Source organism: Asaia sp. SF2.1 (assembly GCF_000505765.1).
Taxonomy (GTDB): Bacteria; Pseudomonadota; Alphaproteobacteria; order Acetobacterales; family Acetobacteraceae; genus Asaia; species Asaia bogorensis.
In genome coordinates this window covers 8,438-23,690 of the sequence record NZ_AYXS01000005.1, presented here as the reverse complement: position 1 = coordinate 23,690, position 15,253 = coordinate 8,438, and the positions used below count along the sequence as shown (strand labels likewise).

Below are 15,253 nucleotides of genomic sequence, written 5' to 3'. Positions count from 1 at the left end.
TTGCACAACCCGGCTTCTCACGCGTCGGGATCGTTCAGCTTGCCGGGCTTGCCAGCGCTTTGGTCAGACGGGTCAGAGCGGCCTCGTCCGCAGGCAGGCCGAAACGCAGCAGGGTTTCATCCCATGCAAAGCGTCGCACCAGTATTCCGGCCTGCGCCAGCCTTTCCCATATCTCCTGGGCATGGGCCGTTCGCCAGAGGCTGAAAAGCAGCGTTCCTCCCACAAATGACAGGCCAGCATCATGCAACATATGGCGCAGGATTTGCGTCTGATGCGCGAGACGTAGGCCCATCGAGTCGCGCCAGGCCGTGTCCAGCAGCGCCTCTCGCCCGATCTGGCAACCCGCCGTGTTGACGGCCCAAGGGCCCATGACTTCCCGCATGGCATGAAGCACCGGATGGGTACCCAGCAGAAAGCCAAGACGGACCCCCGCGAGACCATAGGTCTTGCCGAAAGAGCGACAGACGATCAGGGCCCTGTGCGGCAGCAGGGATGCTGCACTGACGGGTTGGAAATCGGCAAAGGCTTCGTCAATGACCAGTACCCCGTCCGCATGGCCGTGACTTTCAGCGAGAGAGGCCATCTCTCCGGCACTCAGAACGTGCCCCGTCGGATTATTGGGCGCGCAGATGATTGTAACGATGTTTCGTCCCGGCATCGGCAGGGATGCACCATGCGGAATGAAGGTGATCGGTACCCCCGCTGCTGCCCAGGCGGCCTCGTGCCCGCTATAGGTGGGTGTCAGGATACGAACACCCTCTACGCTCTGCAGCCGCGAGAGCAGGATGGGCAACAACCCGATCAGCATCTGCGTACCCGGACCCGCCAGCACATGGTCTGGCGACACGCCGTAAGCCTGTGATGCCGCAAGACGCAGCGCCTCTTCCTCCGCCGGATCAGGCAGGCGCGAGAGAGCATCCGCCCCGGGCGGGGTGAAGGGATAGGCGAACGGATTGATGCCGGTTGAAAGATCGATCAGGGGGGTGGGAGCCTGCGGAAAGCGATGCGCCAGCGTGCTCAGTTGGCCCCCATGCGCGGGCCAGGGCGTCATGCTATGATGCCGTTCCTCATGCTTTGCGGTCATCTTGCTCCATGTTCCTTCTCCTGACCCTTTGCGCTCTCGTGACAGAGAGCGTGTTCGGGTATCCGGACGCCCTGTTCCGCCTCATTGGCCACCCGGTAACATGGATTGGCCGACTGATCACGGCACTGGATAAGGGGCTCAATCCGCTCGTTCTCCCCTCCTGCGCGTCCCCCCCCCGAAGGCAACACTCGATCATCAATGTCCGGGCGCGTGGTTTGCTGGCACTTGTCCTCATCATCGCTGTCCCGACAGGGCTTACGATCGGGGCACAGACTCTTGCCCGTGCCGTCCTGCCAATGCCGGTCACTTTCTGCCTCGAAATCTGCGCGGCCAGCACACTGATTGCCGGGCGATCCCTTCATGATCATGTACGGGCTGTTCTGACCGGGCTGCGCGCAGCTGGCCTTGACGGTGGGCGCAAGGCGGTCGCGATGATTGTCGGACGCGACCCCGAGGCTCTTGATCTCGCCGGCGTGGTTCGCGCTGCCACGGAAAGTCTGGCCGAAAATTTCTCTGATGGTGTTGTGGCGCCTGTCTTCTGGCTGGCCGTTTTCGGTTTGCCCGGCGCAGTGGCCTACAAGGCCATCAATACGGCAGACAGCATGATCGGCCATATGACGCCGCGCCATGAGGCTTTCGGACGCGCAGCAGCGCTCTGCGATGACTGCGTGAATATCCCGGCATCCCGTCTGACCGCGCTCTGGCTCGTTCTGGCGAGTCTGGCACCGGGCTACTCGACACGGGGTGCCCTGGGCACGGTATGGCGTGATGCCTCCCACCATCGCTCCCCCAATGCGGGATGGCCGGAAGCAGCCATGGCTGGCGCGCTGGCTTTGCGTCTGGCAGGCCCCAGGCAGTATGGTGGCACAGTCATTGCCGATTCCTGGATGGGCGATGGGAAAATGACGGCCGACACCCGCGATCTTGCCCGCGCCCTCACACTCTACCGTCTGGGGTGCCTGATACAGGGCGGCTTCCTGCTCGCCTTGTTTTGTGGAGTATGCTCATGAGCCCCCCCGCCTGTACCAGTGCGCCGGTTTTCGATCAGGATTTTCGCGACAGGCTCGACACGTTGTTCCAGTGGCGCCGCGATGTCCGCCATTTCCGGCGCGACCCTGTCCCTGAATCGGTGCTCGACCATCTGCTAGCGGTGACCTGCGCCACTCCGTCGGTGGGACTCAGCCAGCCATGGCGTTTCATGCGCATCGACGCGCCCGAGCGCCGCGAGGCCGTGCGTCAGGAGTTCATGCTGCGCAATGCCGAGGCTCTTGCCGCAAGAGGCGTCACGGATAACACGGCCTATGCCCGCCTCAAGCTCGCAGGGCTTGAAGATGCCCCGCATCACATTGCCATCTTCTGTGACCCCGACCCCGCTCAGGGGCGCGGTCTGGGGCGCATGACCATGCCTGAAACAGTCCAGTGGTCGGCGGTCATGGCCATTCATGGTTTCTGGCTGGCAGCGCAGGCCCATAATGTCGGGCTGGGCTGGGTGTCCATTCTCGACCCGGCGCATATGAACCCGCTTCTGGATGCCGATCCGCACTGGCAGTTCATGGCCTATCTCTGCGTTGGCTATCCCGAGGAGGAGCACAGCACCCCCGAGCTGGAAAGACGCGGCTGGGAGCAGCGCTCAGGCGATCGTCATCGCTGGATCCTGCGCTGAGCCGCGCCCCTCTGGGCGACTGACCGCCCCACGCTGCCCCCCCTTCAATCGGGAAAGGGCAGCCCATGGGCGGCGCAGCTCATCCAATCGATGAACAGACGCACCGCTGCCGAACGCTGTTTTGTCGGGTAGGCATAGGCCAGAATATCACCGCTCTGGGCTGACCACTCAGGCAGGATCTTGACCAGCTGCGACGCAACACTCGGATGATCGTAAAGAAAATCCGGCAGAACCGAATAGCCTTGCCCGGCCATCAGACTCTCAAGAATCAGGTTGATTGGCCCCAGCGACAGATAGGGGCTCGATCCCAGACCGCGGGGCTCACCCCCGGCAGACAGGCGCCATCCATCCCGCCCGGGATCATCGACATAGCCAATGAACGGCAAAAGGGCGAGCTGATCGAAACTCTCCACCGGGCCGTACTGATCCATAAAGCCACGCCCCGCCACCAGATGCCGCTCATACCCCCCGATCCGTCGCACATGCAGTGAAGGATCGTCGAAGGGACGGGTGCGTATCGCCACATCGAACCACGTCATCGTGGCCTCGGACACGTCGTCGCCCAGAGCAAAACTGATCTGGCATGACGGATATCGTGCGGCGAAGGCATGAACCACCGGCAGGACGACATATCGCCCATACGCGGCATTGGCGAGGATATGGAGTTTGCCCTGGGGGATGGAGCCATGATTCTGCGTATCGAGAAAAGCAGTCTCAATAGCCTCTACACCTGAATTGCAGCGCCTGTAGAACACCTCGCCGGCCCGCGTCGGGAGAATCTGTTTTGATGTTCTGATCAGCAGATCGGTCTGCAGAAAGGCCTCAAGTTCGATAATCGCCTTGCTTATAACGCTTTTTGACACGCCAAGCGTCCGGGCCGCACCGGAGATCGACCCCGCCTCAACCACCGATATAAAGTAAACCATGCCATTGAAATTTATCTTTTTTCTCATGGATTCCCTCAGGCATCGTTCTAAAAAACCGCACGATCCGTCGCAAAATTTTTCCTTGTTTTTACACAGCATTTCAGCCGATGCTCAGGATCGTAAAAACACGATGAAACTTCAGATACTCAACAGTCTTATTCGTTACATATCGTTAAATACGCCGAACGAACCAAATAGGTAACACCGCCTTTACGAATGTCTCTCTAGAAAACGCGGCCCACGATAAAAAACAAGACCGGAGATTGAGATGCACAGATTTAACCCACCCTCGACATTGCATAATGAAACTGTGAACAGCTGGAATAATTCCTTGGGGAATGCCGCATTCGTTCGCAATTTTTCTGACTCTCACCACGAGTATTATGAGTCGAAGATGGTATTCGATGGCGCTCCGCACGCGCTTGACGATGACAGCGAAACCCATTGCGCCGTAAATGATGGTCTGGACGACGCCATTTCTTTCCTCGGCACGGACACAGGGCTTCTCGACAACGCGCAGAACGATCCTGTATCGATCCGAGTTGTCTGGAACCTGCTCGAGAATGTTTCGCGGGTCTACCTCCCCAAGGTTTCCGCTGCCAGCGCCGATGAGACGGTTTGCCTGTCGGTCAAGGGCGATCCCTATTCAGTGCGCGAGAACGGCGTCATGCTCGATGCGCTGAACTACGTGCGCATGCTGTTTTCCGAAACGGCACGGGCCGTGCCCGCTTTCTGAATTTCGGTTTCCTGCATCTCATGGCCCGTGCCGAACGGGCCACCGGTAGCGCATTCCGGCTTCTCGCCGGCACACAGGCGAAACAAAGCGCCTGCAAGCGACCCGTCAGATCGACAAGAGACGATCGATCGCGACATGCTCCTCAAGATGATCCGCCAACGCATCGAGCACCGTCTCGATACGGGCCCTGTTATCGAACGGGGAAGATCCGGCACCAAGCCATGACAGGAATGTAGCGCGCGCTGCCGCCTGATCGAACAGGCCATGCAGATAGGTGCCACGCACACGGCCATCCTCCGAACAGGCACCATCCAGCCGCCCATCGGCAAAGCACAATACGGGCCGCGACAGGGCTGGCCCCTGAGTAACCCCGGCATGAATCTCGTAACCCGAAACCGCAGCACCTGACGGCAGAAGATGGCCGCCTGTCTGACGCACGGTCTTGCCTGGCGTCAGACTGGTCTCGATATCGAGATATCCGAGCCCCTCGCGGGTTTGAGGGGTGCCCTCCAGACCGTGCGGGTCACTCACGCTGCGCCCGAGCATTTGGTACCCGCCACAGATCCCCAGAATATGACCGCCACGCCGATGATGTGCTGCAAGATCGATATCCCAGCCCTGCCCCCGGAAGAAATCCAGATCGGCAATCGTCGCCTTCGATCCCGGCAGAATGACCAGATCGCAGACAGGCAACGCCTCACCCGGCGGTACGAAGACCAGCGACAGGGCTGGCTCGGCGCGCAGAGCATCCATATCATCGAAATTAGCAATCATGGGCATGAGCGGCACCGCCACACGCCACGCTCCTGCCCCCTGCCAGCCGGTGGGCAGATCGCCCGTATCCTCTGGCGGCAATTCGCGCATCGCAGGGAAAAACGGGACCAGACCGCAGGGTGCCCAGCCGGTGTGCTCGGCAATGAAACTCATGCCACTGGCAAACAGGCTGGCATCGCCACGCATACGGTTGACGATGAATCCCCTGATGCGTTCGGCATCCGAGGGCGACAGAACCGTGCGCGTTCCAACCAGGCTGGCAATGACGCCCCCGCGGTCGATATCGCCTATCAGGATAACGGGGAGATCGGCCGCCTCGGCAAACCCCATATTCGCAATGTCATTGGCGCGCAGATTGACCTCTGAGGCCGAGCCCGCCCCTTCAACAAGCACAATATCCGCCTGAGCTTGCAGATGATGGAAGCTCTCAAGCACGGCAGGCATCAGAAGAGGCTTTACCGCCTGATACTCACGCGCCTTGCGCTGCCCCCAGATCTTGCCTTGCAGGATGATCTGCGATCCATGCTCTGACTGCGGCTTGAGCAGGACCGGGTTCATGTGCACGCATGGCGCCACCCCGCAGGCCAACGCCTGAAGCGCCTGGGCCCGGCCGATTTCGCCACCATCTGGCGTTACGGCAGCATTGTTGGACATGTTCTGGGGCTTGAAGGGCCGTACACGCAGCCCGCGCCGTGTCAGTGCTCGAGCCAGACCGGCCACCAGCACAGATTTACCAACATTGGAGCCCGTTCCCTGAAACATCAGGGCGCGAGGGCTCAAAATTCGAAGCCCTGCTGGGCTTTTACACCATCACGGAAATGATGTTTCACCAGGGTCATCTCGGTGACCAGATCCGCAGCCTCGATCAGCCATGCCGGGGCATTACGCCCGGTAATGACAACATGCTGATGCGCGGGGCGGCTGCCCAGACCTGCCAGCACCGTGGCCTCGTCAAGATAGCCATAGCGCAAAGCAATATTCAGCTCATCCAGCACCACCAGCGCCACATCCTCGCGTGCCAGCGCCACACAGGCCTGCTCCCAGGCCCGCTTGCAGGCGGCAATGTCCCGCTCACGGTCCTGCGTCTCCCAGGTGAATCCCTCTCCTAATGCGTGGAACTGCGCCAGATCGCCAAAGCGGGCGAGCGCCCGCCTTTCGCCTGTATCCCATGCCCCCTTGATGAACTGCACGACAACCACCTTGCGCTCATAACCAAGCATACGCAGGGCAAGGCCGAAAGCCGCTGTGGATTTGCCTTTGCCGGGGCCGGTATGAACCGCGATCAACCCTTTCTCGATCGTCTTTTCAGCCACCTCACGGTCCTGCACCTCCTTGCGGCGCTGCATTTTCGCGCGGTGACGATCACGTTCGGCCTCCGAAGGATCTCCCTCAGGGGTAGCGGGCAGGTCACTCATCGCATTCGTCTCCAAACACATCATCTTCAGGAAGTAGCCGCCGGAAGGAGGCCACATGCATGGTCATTTCATTTCGAGCGCACAGCCTGCCGCGACAAACAGGACGCGCTGCGCCCGCTGGGCCAGTTTCTGGTGCAGCAGCCCTGCCTCATCCCTGAACCGTCGTGCAAGGGCGTTTTCAGGCACGATGCCGAGCCCGACCTCATTGCCGACGAGAACCGTCAGGGCACTGCGCCTGTCCAGCGCATCAAGCAGGGTTTCGGTCGCCTGTTCAATATCGCGCTCCCCGAGAATCAGGTTGGTGAGCCACAAGGTCAGGCAATCCACAAGCGCCGGTTCGGGGCCGTCCAGCGCCGTGGCCAGATCGAGGGGGGCCTCGATCGTTTCCCAACCGGCGCCGCGTTGTGCCTGATGCAGGGCAATGCGGGAGCGCATTTCATCATCCCAGGCACGCCCCGTCGCGATATAGCGCCACGGCCCCGGTTCCGCCGTTACGAGCGCTTCGGCATGGCGGCTCTTGCCGGATCGGGCACCACCCAGAACAAGTATGGTTTTCATGACCGCTCCCCCTTGCAGAACCGGGCTTATCCCAACACAAAGGCGCCATGTCACCTTTCTGCTCTCTCGAAACCCTCCGGAACGCGTGCGAAACCCTGCCGGAGCCCGATGCTGCGGCACAAGACGCCATCAGGGAGCAAGAGGCACGGCTGACAAAACCCGCTGGAAGCCTTGGACGTCTCGAAACCCTCGTTTCCTGGTTCGGCGCGTGGCGTCCCCTGCAAATCAATCAGGCAGCCATCTGCCTTTTTGCCGGGAATCACGGCGTTCTGGCGCAGGGCGTCTCGGCCTGGCCGGCCAGCGTGACCACTGCCATGATCAGCAATTTCAGACAGGGTGGAGCCGCCATCAACCAGCTGGCCCGTCAGGCCGGTGCGTCGCTTCACGTCGTACCCGTGGGGGACCTCACCCCCAGCGCCGACCTGACATGCGCGCCGGCGCTCACGACAGAGGCCTTTCTTCAGGCCGTCTCAACGGGGTATGATACCGTCCCGGCACAATGCGATCTGCTCGCCCTTGGTGAAATGGGTGTGGGCAATACCACCGCAGCGTCGGCGCTGGCTGCTGCTCTGTTCGGCGGGGATGGCGCGACATGGGCAGGTCGCGGCGCAGGGCTGGATGACGACGGTATCGCGCGCAAGGCCAGGGCCATCGATACGGCGCTGGCCCTGCATGGTCGCGAACACCCGCCTCTGGAACTCGCGCGACGCTATGGCGGATGGGAACTGGCCGCCCTGCTGGGGGCCACGCTGGCCGCCCGCCACCGGCGCATTCCTGTCGTGCTGGATGGCTTTGTCGTGACGGCTTCGGTCGCGCCTCTGGCGCTGATGCATCCCTCTGGCCTGTCTCACACCGTGCTGGGCCATTGCTCGGGTGAGCAGGGCCATAGCCGTCTTTCCGCCCATCTCGATCTTGAGCCATTGCTCGATCTGGGGCTGCGCCTTGGAGAGGGGTCCGGGGCCGCTCTGGCCATCCCGCTTGTGCGAGCGGCCCTCGCCTGCCACAATGGCATGGCAAGTTTTGATGATATTGCCGTTCTTGATGAGAATAATCGATCAATAAAGAGCTAAATGCCTATCATTCGCGCAGATTTCGCTGCGGGTCTCAGCCTGCTGACACGCCTGCCAACAGGCTGGCTTCATGCCCCCGACAAGAAGATAGACCTGACACGGTCCAGCTGGTGCTGGCCTTTGATCGGGGGGGCCATCGGTGCGCTGACCGGCACGGTGATGGTGCTGTGCATACGCCTTGGCATGCCAGCCATCGTTGCCACGGGCTGGGCCATCGCCTTCCAGCTTTTCCTGACAGGCGCCCTTCATGAGGATGGGTTTGCCGATACGGTGGATGGGTTTTTCGGTGGCCGTACGCCAGAGCGCAGGCTTGAAATCATGCGTGACAGCCGGATCGGCAGTTATGGCGGGCTTGCGCTGAGCCTGCTAATGCTACTGCGGGCTGGCACCATGACAACTCTTGCCACCCAGCCGATCCATATCATCTCAATTCTGGCAACAGCCGGGGCCTTCTCGCGCCTGTCGCTCATGCTGCCCCTGCTCTGGCTGCGTCCTGCCCGAGCCGATGGGCTGGCCCATGAGCTGCGCCATCTGCCAGCGCGTGGCCTGCTGATTGCCATGATCCTGACCGCCCTGATCGCCAGCTCGCTTTCCGTCCTTGGGGCGCTGTCCCTTTTTCTCGTGGCCTGTTTGGCCACACTTGGCCTGTGTAGCGTCGCCTATCGCCTGATTGGCGGCTACACGGGTGACGTTCTGGGCGCGACAGCCATCATCACCGAGCTTGTGGTTCTGACGGGGGCCAGCCTGCACGGGTTCGACAAGCTGCCCCTGTAGACGTCAGGGCCTCTCACCCCGCGCAGGGACGAAAGGCCCGAACACTGTCAGTCGAGTACGGCGCAGGCGATACGCGCACCGGCGCCACCGATCGGCTGGGTCGTATAATCATCGGGGCTGGTGTGAATGATCAGTGCCGCACCATCGGCATCCTTGAGTGCGGGCCGCTCGCCTGCACCATGCAGAGACACAAGCGTCGAATACAGCTCGACAGTCGCCGTGCCATCGGGTGCCACATAAAGATTGGGCAGATCACCGGCATCATTCGCGTTCGGCGTTAGCAGACCATGCACGACAGGCGTCACTGCATGAACATGACCGCCTGCGCTGGTGAATTTCGGTGGGGTACAGCTGCCTTTCTCATGGAAATGCATGCCATGCCAGCCGGGCGCCAGACCTTGTGCCGTAATATGCAGCAGAACACCCCGCGGGGCTTCGGTCACGCTGACCGTTCCATGCGCCTTGCCGTCCGTGCCCAGCAATGTGCCCTTAGCACTGTCTGCCGCCTGCGTCCGTGACAGACCAGCAGGGGAGAGAGCGATGACTGCCCCCCCTAGGAGAAAAACAGAAAGCATCTTGTTCATGGCATGACGCATGAGATCTGACCTCGACGTTGAAGAGAACGCTGCTGCTCCGAAACGGATGACAGCCGGGAAAGGTTCTGGACGGGAAACGGAAAGCTTGCCTGAGTTGAGACCGCTTCGCAACATGCCGTTCTGACGCGCCGTCCCGGTTATTCCCGGTCCAGAACCGTGCGCCACGCTTGTGCCGCCCGCGTTCCTGCCCGAAACTGGTTTCGCTTACCCCCAGGCACAAGGAGGCAACACCATGCTCGAACTCAGGCCCAATTGTGAATGCTGCGACGCGGATCTCTCCCCCGCTACGAACGATGCCATGATCTGCTCTTTCGAGTGCACATTCTGCGTGCGCTGCGCCACCGATCACCTCAAGGGCGTATGTCCCAATTGCAGCGGTGATCTGGTGCCCCGCCCTGTTCGGCCATCACGCTTTCTGGCCTCCAGCCCCGCCTCGACGCACCGTGTGTTACGGGAGCAACCCTGCCCCGGCCTTTGAGTCGTTCCTAAAGTCGTTTTTAAACCGGAATTTTCTAATACCCTGCGTGTCGATGCTCTAACCTCGGGCCATGCGTAGGCCGTGAGCCCTGCCAGCATGGTGCTGACAGCTCACGGCATACCCGAAGGTACACAAGGCTGATTGGTCATGGCAGACAAGGCTTCAAGCCCCTCGTCCGGTGCGTGGCGCTGGCTTGGTGTGGCGTCTCTTCCCTGCCTGCTCGCCATCGGCTTCGCTGTCGCTGGCGGATGGTTGAGCCCCCACAGGGTCACACAGAACACACTGCTCGGCGCCTTGCAGAGCGTGGACGGCCATCATCCGGGCTTTCGGCGCAACCATGCCAAGGGTGTTTGTGTCACCGGGTGGTTCGAGGGCAATGGTGCCGCCGCCACCTATTCCACAGCCCCCTTCTTCGAGGCAGGTCGCGTGCCGGTCATCGGGCGCTTCGCTCTTGCCGGTGGCATGCCCTATCAGGGTGACGCACCGGGCAAGGTGCGCTCGCTGGCGCTGAGTCTGGAAGCACCGGACGGGCAGGAATGGCGCATGGGCGTCAATGACATCCCTGTCTTTCCGGTTCGCACACCGGCGGAGTTCCAGTCACTCCAGATCGCTGTTCGCCCCGACCCGGCCACGGGCAAGCCGGAGCCAGCGCGCGTGCAGGCTTTCAAAGCGTCCCATCCGTGGTTGGCTGAAGCCGGCGCGGCGCTGGCCAAAAGGCCGATTACCCCCGGATTTGAAAACGATCGCTATAACAGCCTCGATTCCTTTCTGCTGCACGATGCCAAGGGGGGCACAACCCCTATGCGCTTCGCCCTGCGCCCCGCGGAAAATGTTGTAACCACCCCCCTGACAGGCGATGACGCCCTCTTCGAGCAGCTTGCCGCGGCCATGAGTGCCCATCCCCTACGCTGGACACTGGTGCTTACCCTTGCCGGTCCGGGTGATGCCATCAATGACCCAAGCAGGGCCTGGTCTGCGCAGGACAGGCAGATCGAGGCTGGCACCCTGACGCTTGACAGGATCGAGAGCGAGGAGACCGGCCCCTGCACCGGCATCACCTATGATCCGTTGATCCTGCCGCAGGGAATAAGCGCCTCGGACGATCCGGTTCTTCAGGCCCGTTCAGCGGCCTATATGCGCTCTTTTGCCGAACGGTCACGCGAGCCCGTGCCTCAGCCTGCCGTCACACCCACGACGCTTGAGCAGAAGATGCCGGAGAAAGCATCATGAGCCCTCACCCTGTTTTCAGCCTGACATCGCGCCTGCTGCACTGGCTGATGGCTGTACTGATTCTGATCATGATCTTTGTCGGTCTGTTCATGGCCTCCGGTGTGGGGCCGCACTACCATAGCCTCGTGTCGTTTCACCGCCCGTTGGGCATGGCCATTCTGCTTCTGGCTGTCCTGAGGTTGCTCAACCGCTGGCTGAACCCGCCTCCTACCCTGCCCGCCGATCTGCCGAATCTCATGGCGCTCATGGCCAAAGCATCGCACTGGGCGCTTTACGCGCTCATGATCGGGTTACCTCTGCTCGGCTGGGCCATGCTCTCGGCGGGCGGTTACCCGATCCCGCTTTTGGGCCACAGCTTTCTTCTGCCCCCGATCCTGCCACATGATGCAGCACTCTGGGGCTGGCTACGCCTCGCCCATACCGTACTGGCCTTCTGTCTTTTCGGGCTCATTCTGGCTCATAGCGGGGCGGCGCTTTTCCATTTCCTGATCAGGCGCGACAGGGTGTTACAGAGCATGACGGGGCAGGATCACGAGATCTGACATCGGCGCCTTCCCGTGCCCTCTTGCAAAGCCGCGGGGCAACGGTTCATGGGAGGCAAAACACCTTTGGATCCTCCTGCCATGCCGCGTGTCCCTTCCCCCGCCTTTGGTCTCGCCCTTGCCCTGCTGGCGTGGCAGCCCTGCCCTGCTCTGGCCAGTGAGACAACCGACAGGGCCCTCACCGGCAGCCGGGTCGATGCGCTCTGTGCGGCGGTGCAGTAGAGCGCGCCCCCTGCGAGCGACCGGCCGGATCCGGCGCAACGCGAGGCGTTGAGGGGATGTGACAGCGAGGCCCTGTATTTTGGTATCGGCATGAAGGCCGATCCCGTCAGGGCGCGACTCTGTGCCTTTACCGAACAGTCCCGGGAATCATCCCGGGTCGTGTGGGGTTATACAGGCAGCCATCTGCTGATGATGATCTATGCCAATGGCGAGGGGACCTCCCGCAACATTGCCTATGCGCAGAATCTGGCCTGTTCCACCTCTTTTGCCCCGGCGGAGCGCGACCTGCGGGTGTTGCATCTGCAGGCCATATCCGAAGGCACGGACAAGGCTCCTTTCGATTACTGCCATGACGCCACGGCGGGCGTTACGGGCGGCTATTGCGCGGCCCATCAGGCGAGAATTGCGAGCGAAGCCGAGGACCGGAAAATCCGGGATTTTGCGTCCAGCCTCCCTCTCTCTGCCCGCCCGGCATTTTCCGCGCTTGTGGCGCAACAGAAACTCTGGGGAGAGGCCCGCGCCGCCAACGAGACAGATCTCTCAGGCACTCTGCGCGCGGCTTTCGAGATACAGGAGCGCATGTTGCAACTGCGCGATTTCACCCAGATGCTGGCGCGCCTCGGGCATAGGCCCCTGCCCCCTCTTGGCGGCGCGCAGCTCGATACCGCCAATACGCGCATGCAAGCAGCCCTGAAACGTCTTGCTGGCCATAAAAACATCGGCGGCACAACCATCAACTTGAGCGATATCGAAAAGGCCCAAAGCGCTTTTCTGGCCTACCGGCAGGCATGGGGCAGTTTCGCCGCCACTGCTTATCCTTGCTGGGGGCGTGACGCCGCCGAAGCCTGGGTCACGATGAAACGAGCCGACATGCTGGAGCACCTTGCCGCCTTGCTGGATTGAAGAGCGTAGGCAGCGGAAGAACTGGTGCCAACTCAGCAACCGGCTCCCAGATATGAAAAAAGCGGCCGGATGGCCGCTTTCTCCCATTTCAGTCCGGCTGAAACGCTTAGTCAACCAGCTGGAAAGACAGACCCTGACCGCCAGCGGCGAGATGCGCCCCGCGTGTTGCGGTCGTGATCTTGATCTTCACGCCATTGCTGTTGCTCAGAATAGCGCCACCGATCCCACGATCCAGCGTCGCGTCGCCGTTCAGAGCGCCGTAACCACCATCGAAATCATGCAGGTTCTTCAGGTTATAGACGACACCCGTTGCCTCGATTTTCGAGAAACCGACAGCAGCAATATTGCCGCCCGAAATCTTGAAGCGATAGGTCTTGTGACCATAGGTCAGCGTGCCCTGGCCCCAGGTATAGCCAATACCCACATCGGCGGATTTCGCCATCAGGGTGATGTGGCCAACGGGGGTGCCCAGTGCATCGGGGGCTGCATGCGCTACCGGCATGACGGCCAGAGCCGCAGCGGCAAAGGTCGAAGCAGCAAGGGCACGGCGGGTAAATGAGCGCATTGTTATTGTTCCTCTCAGAAAGGGAATGCGTTGCGGTTCGTTAACTCCCTGCATCGCTTTTCGTTCCCGCCCCGCCTGCATGATCGCGAGGCGTTGACCTCAAGGCGGGCCAACGCTGCGCGAAGGGCGCGCGGGGGATGGCTCAGTCGCGCTGCGGCGGGGCCATGAAATCCGGCTCGATGGCATCAGGCACGTTGTCACGCAGGATGGTCTCGATCTCGGCCTTGTCCTGATCGCTCAGTGACCAGCCATAGGCCTCGGCCACACCATCAATCTGCTCGGGCTTGCGTGCGCCCCAAAGCGCCACAGTCGGTCCCTGATCGAGCACCCAGCGAATGGCCAGCGCCAGCATGGATTTGTCGTGACGCGCGGCGATGGCCTTCAGCGCCTCGACAGCGGCGAGGTAACGCCCGAATACCGGCTGCTGGAATTTCGGATCGCTGCTGCGCAGGTCATCCTTTGGGAAATGCGTTTCACCCGTCATCTTGCCTGCCAGAAGGCCGCGACAAAGCGGACCATAAGCCATCACGATTGCGTCATGAGCCTTGGCGTAAGGCAGGATGTGACGCTCGGTGGTGACGCGCTCGAACAGGTTGTAGGGCGGCTGGATGGTGCTGATCGGGGTGATGGCCCCGAACCGGTCCATATCATCAACCGAGAAATTGCTGACCCCGATGGCGCGGATCTTGCCTTCGCGGCGAAGCTTTTCCAGCTCATGGGCGGTTTCCTCAACCGGGGTCTTGCCGTCAGGCCAGTGCACCTGCTCCAGATCGATCACATCGGTCCCAAGGCGTCGCAGGGAGTCTTCCACCTCCTTGCGGATGCGCTCGGGGCGGCTGTCACGATAGACTTTCTGGTCATCTGTCCAGGCCAGACCAAGCTTTGTGGCCAGCACGACCTTGTCGCGTCGGCCGCCCTCCAGCGCCCGACCGATAACCTCCTCGCTGTGGCCAAATCCGTAAACTGGCGCTGTATCGATGAAGTTGATGCCATTATCGATCGCCTTGTGAATGGTGCGTATGGCGTTGTCGTCATCGGGGCCACCCCACATCCAGCCGCCAATCGCCCATGTTCCCAAGGCGATGCGTGTTACAGGCTTGTCGATATTCCTGATGCTGATCGTGTCGGCTGTCATGAGGGGTTTCTCCATTCGTGTGAGGTCACATGCTGTTTCATACGGTGGAGAACCGTGTTCGTTGCCTCACTTGCGCCTGATGCGCCGAGCGGGCATCACCGCAGATCATGACACGCCGCGCCCGCCTTACTTCCGTGCTTGATCGCCTTGGTTTCGGGGCGACGCTGCTTCTGCCTGTCTTTCTGACTCATGGCAGGCTGTTTTCAGAGATCATGATGGACCTGCTGGCCGTCGGCCTGCTGGCGCAATCGGCGCTGGGGCTTGGCTGGGGCTGGGGTCGGCAGTTCTGGGTCCGTGTGGCCCTGCTGTGGTGGGGTTGGCAGATTGTTTGCTCACTGCCCCATATCGGCATTGGCTCGTCGCAGGCGCTCACGCAGTCCATTCTCGCCATACGGTTTCCCCTCATGGCGGCAGCCCTTCAGGTCTGGACGCTGCGCGATGAACCATCACGGGCGACAATGCGCTGGGTCCTGGTCACCTGTTGCGGATATTTCGTGCTGCAATTCCTGGTGCAGGCCATCTTCGGGCATAATCTCTTCGGTTACCCGCGTTATATCGACGGGACGCTGACCGGACCCTATG

18 protein-coding genes and 1 pseudogene are annotated in these 15,253 nt (G+C 61.4%); 11 read left to right on the top strand and 8 right to left on the bottom strand.

Annotation, left to right across the window (positions count from 1 at the left end; translation table 11 throughout):
- Positions 1-34: 34 nt before the first annotated feature.
- On the bottom strand, positions 35-1,084 hold the full coding sequence (gene cobD, locus P792_RS24295; protein WP_081866714.1) for a threonine-phosphate decarboxylase CobD: 1,050 nt from the start codon (positions 1,082-1,084) through the stop codon (positions 35-37).
- 8 nt (positions 1,085-1,092) lie between these two features.
- On the opposite strand from cobD, the gene cbiB reads away from it, so the two are divergent.
- Both cbiB and bluB read left to right on the top strand, forming a co-directional pair.
- Positions 1,093-2,094: an adenosylcobinamide-phosphate synthase CbiB gene (cbiB, locus tag P792_RS24290; RefSeq protein ID WP_023977885.1), complete on the top strand. Its 1,002-nt coding sequence runs from the start codon at positions 1,093-1,095 to the stop codon at positions 2,092-2,094.
- On the top strand, positions 2,091-2,747 hold the full coding sequence (gene bluB, locus P792_RS24285; protein WP_031240182.1) for a 5,6-dimethylbenzimidazole synthase: 657 nt from the start codon (positions 2,091-2,093) through the stop codon (positions 2,745-2,747). The genes cbiB and bluB overlap by 4 nt, the downstream gene beginning before the upstream one ends.
- Before the next feature lie 44 nt (positions 2,748-2,791).
- Here the strand turns inward: bluB and P792_RS24280 are convergent, their stop codons facing one another.
- Positions 2,792-3,700, bottom strand: a complete 909-nt coding sequence (locus tag P792_RS24280) for a LysR family transcriptional regulator (RefSeq protein ID WP_023977883.1) — start codon at positions 3,698-3,700, stop codon at positions 2,792-2,794.
- A 367-nt stretch (positions 3,701-4,067) separates the two neighbouring features.
- Here P792_RS24280 and P792_RS24275 point away from each other — a divergent pair, with 367 nt between their 5' ends.
- Complete coding sequence (locus P792_RS24275) at positions 4,068-4,409, top strand: hypothetical protein (RefSeq protein WP_023977882.1); 342 nt, start codon at positions 4,068-4,070, stop codon at positions 4,407-4,409.
- 105 nt (positions 4,410-4,514) lie between these two features.
- Here P792_RS24275 and P792_RS0118090 read toward each other — a convergent pair whose 3' ends face one another.
- From P792_RS0118090 to cobU, 3 genes are all read right to left on the bottom strand, one after another.
- Positions 4,515-5,945 carry a cobyric acid synthase gene (locus P792_RS0118090; protein ID WP_031240181.1) on the bottom strand — a complete coding sequence of 477 codons (1,431 nt, stop codon included), beginning with the start codon at positions 5,943-5,945 and terminating at the stop codon, positions 4,515-4,517.
- Positions 5,946-5,959: 14 nt separating this feature from the next.
- On the bottom strand, positions 5,960-6,598 hold the full coding sequence (gene cobO / locus P792_RS24270) for a cob(I)yrinic acid a,c-diamide adenosyltransferase (RefSeq protein ID WP_023977881.1): 639 nt from the start codon (positions 6,596-6,598) through the stop codon (positions 5,960-5,962).
- A gap of 63 nt (positions 6,599-6,661) precedes the next feature.
- The gene (cobU, locus tag P792_RS24265) at positions 6,662-7,156 is read right to left on the bottom strand and encodes a bifunctional adenosylcobinamide kinase/adenosylcobinamide-phosphate guanylyltransferase (protein WP_031240180.1); all 495 of its coding nucleotides are present in this window, start codon (positions 7,154-7,156) and stop codon (positions 6,662-6,664) included.
- Positions 7,157-7,203: 47 nt separating this feature from the next.
- Here cobU and cobT point away from each other — a divergent pair, with 47 nt between their 5' ends.
- Together cobT and P792_RS0118080 are read left to right on the top strand one after the other, a co-directional pair.
- Complete coding sequence (cobT, locus tag P792_RS0118085) at positions 7,204-8,226, top strand: nicotinate-nucleotide--dimethylbenzimidazole phosphoribosyltransferase (protein ID WP_031240179.1); 1,023 nt, start codon at positions 7,204-7,206, stop codon at positions 8,224-8,226.
- Positions 8,227-9,000 (top strand): adenosylcobinamide-GDP ribazoletransferase, encoded by a 774-nt coding sequence (locus tag P792_RS0118080; RefSeq protein WP_031240178.1) that lies wholly within the window; start codon positions 8,227-8,229, stop codon positions 8,998-9,000.
- A 47-nt stretch (positions 9,001-9,047) separates the two neighbouring features.
- Here the strand turns inward: P792_RS0118080 and sodC are convergent, their stop codons facing one another.
- On the bottom strand, positions 9,048-9,575 hold the full coding sequence (gene sodC / locus P792_RS24260; RefSeq protein ID WP_369794202.1) for a superoxide dismutase[Cu-Zn]: 528 nt from the start codon (positions 9,573-9,575) through the stop codon (positions 9,048-9,050).
- Between the two features lie 253 nt (positions 9,576-9,828).
- Here sodC and P792_RS36430 point away from each other — a divergent pair, with 253 nt between their 5' ends.
- The 5 genes from P792_RS36430 (at position 9,829) to P792_RS24245 (ending at position 12,971) form a co-directional block, all read left to right on the top strand.
- Positions 9,829-10,074 (top strand): DUF1272 domain-containing protein, encoded by a 246-nt coding sequence (locus tag P792_RS36430; protein WP_081866716.1) that lies wholly within the window; start codon positions 9,829-9,831, stop codon positions 10,072-10,074.
- 147 nt (positions 10,075-10,221) lie between these two features.
- The gene (locus P792_RS24255; RefSeq protein WP_023977878.1) at positions 10,222-11,304 is read left to right on the top strand and encodes a catalase family peroxidase; all 1,083 of its coding nucleotides are present in this window, start codon (positions 10,222-10,224) and stop codon (positions 11,302-11,304) included.
- Complete coding sequence (locus P792_RS24250) at positions 11,301-11,846, top strand: cytochrome b (RefSeq protein WP_023977877.1); 546 nt, start codon at positions 11,301-11,303, stop codon at positions 11,844-11,846. Before P792_RS24255 ends, P792_RS24250 begins: the two co-directional genes overlap by 4 nt.
- Before the next feature lie 81 nt (positions 11,847-11,927).
- Positions 11,928-12,068: a hypothetical protein gene (locus P792_RS37400; protein ID WP_023977876.1), complete on the top strand. Its 141-nt coding sequence runs from the start codon at positions 11,928-11,930 to the stop codon at positions 12,066-12,068.
- Positions 12,069-12,116: 48 nt separating this feature from the next.
- Complete coding sequence (locus tag P792_RS24245; RefSeq protein ID WP_023977875.1) at positions 12,117-12,971, top strand: hypothetical protein; 855 nt, start codon at positions 12,117-12,119, stop codon at positions 12,969-12,971.
- A 106-nt stretch (positions 12,972-13,077) separates the two neighbouring features.
- Here P792_RS24245 and P792_RS24240 read toward each other — a convergent pair whose 3' ends face one another.
- Both P792_RS24240 and P792_RS24235 read right to left on the bottom strand, forming a co-directional pair.
- Positions 13,078-13,536: a hypothetical protein gene (locus P792_RS24240; protein WP_023977874.1), complete on the bottom strand. Its 459-nt coding sequence runs from the start codon at positions 13,534-13,536 to the stop codon at positions 13,078-13,080.
- A 142-nt stretch (positions 13,537-13,678) separates the two neighbouring features.
- A complete protein-coding gene (locus P792_RS24235) occupies positions 13,679-14,671 on the bottom strand; it encodes an aldo/keto reductase (RefSeq protein WP_235075406.1) in 993 nt (330 codons plus the stop codon).
- Positions 14,672-14,778: 107 nt separating this feature from the next.
- Here P792_RS24235 and P792_RS38310 point away from each other — a divergent pair.
- A pseudogene (locus tag P792_RS38310) lies at positions 14,779-15,253 on the top strand (hypothetical protein); the annotation flags it as partial.

What these genes read in the sequence shown, in the direction of transcription:
- P792_RS24275 (WP_023977882.1), top strand. Translation starts at nt 4,068, where the DNA reads ATGGTATTCGATGGCGCTCCGCACGCGCTTGACGATGACAGCGAAACC.
- bluB (WP_031240182.1), top strand. Translation starts at nt 2,091, where the DNA reads ATGAGCCCCCCCGCCTGTACCAGTGCGCCGGTTTTCGATCAGGATTTT.
- P792_RS0118080 (WP_031240178.1), top strand. Translation starts at nt 8,227, where the DNA reads ATGCCTATCATTCGCGCAGATTTCGCTGCGGGTCTCAGCCTGCTGACA.
- P792_RS37400 (WP_023977876.1), top strand. Translation starts at nt 11,928, where the DNA reads ATGCCGCGTGTCCCTTCCCCCGCCTTTGGTCTCGCCCTTGCCCTGCTG.
- sodC (WP_369794202.1), bottom strand. Translation starts at nt 9,575, where the DNA reads ATGCTTTCTGTTTTTCTCCTAGGGGGGGCAGTCATCGCTCTCTCCCCT.
- cobO (WP_023977881.1), bottom strand. Translation starts at nt 6,598, where the DNA reads ATGAGTGACCTGCCCGCTACCCCTGAGGGAGATCCTTCGGAGGCCGAA.
- P792_RS24240 (WP_023977874.1), bottom strand. Translation starts at nt 13,536, where the DNA reads ATGCGCTCATTTACCCGCCGTGCCCTTGCTGCTTCGACCTTTGCCGCT.
- cobU (WP_031240180.1), bottom strand. Translation starts at nt 7,156, where the DNA reads ATGAAAACCATACTTGTTCTGGGTGGTGCCCGATCCGGCAAGAGCCGC.
- cobT (WP_031240179.1), top strand. Translation starts at nt 7,204, where the DNA reads ATGTCACCTTTCTGCTCTCTCGAAACCCTCCGGAACGCGTGCGAAACC.
- P792_RS24280 (WP_023977883.1), bottom strand. Translation starts at nt 3,700, where the DNA reads ATGAGAAAAAAGATAAATTTCAATGGCATGGTTTACTTTATATCGGTG.
- P792_RS24235 (WP_235075406.1), bottom strand. Translation starts at nt 14,671, where the DNA reads ATGACAGCCGACACGATCAGCATCAGGAATATCGACAAGCCTGTAACA.
- cbiB (WP_023977885.1), top strand. Translation starts at nt 1,093, where the DNA reads ATGTTCCTTCTCCTGACCCTTTGCGCTCTCGTGACAGAGAGCGTGTTC.
- P792_RS0118090 (WP_031240181.1), bottom strand. Translation starts at nt 5,945, where the DNA reads ATGTTTCAGGGAACGGGCTCCAATGTTGGTAAATCTGTGCTGGTGGCC.
- P792_RS36430 (WP_081866716.1), top strand. Translation starts at nt 9,829, where the DNA reads ATGCTCGAACTCAGGCCCAATTGTGAATGCTGCGACGCGGATCTCTCC.
- P792_RS24250 (WP_023977877.1), top strand. Translation starts at nt 11,301, where the DNA reads ATGAGCCCTCACCCTGTTTTCAGCCTGACATCGCGCCTGCTGCACTGG.
- P792_RS24255 (WP_023977878.1), top strand. Translation starts at nt 10,222, where the DNA reads ATGGCAGACAAGGCTTCAAGCCCCTCGTCCGGTGCGTGGCGCTGGCTT.
- cobD (WP_081866714.1), bottom strand. Translation starts at nt 1,084, where the DNA reads ATGACCGCAAAGCATGAGGAACGGCATCATAGCATGACGCCCTGGCCC.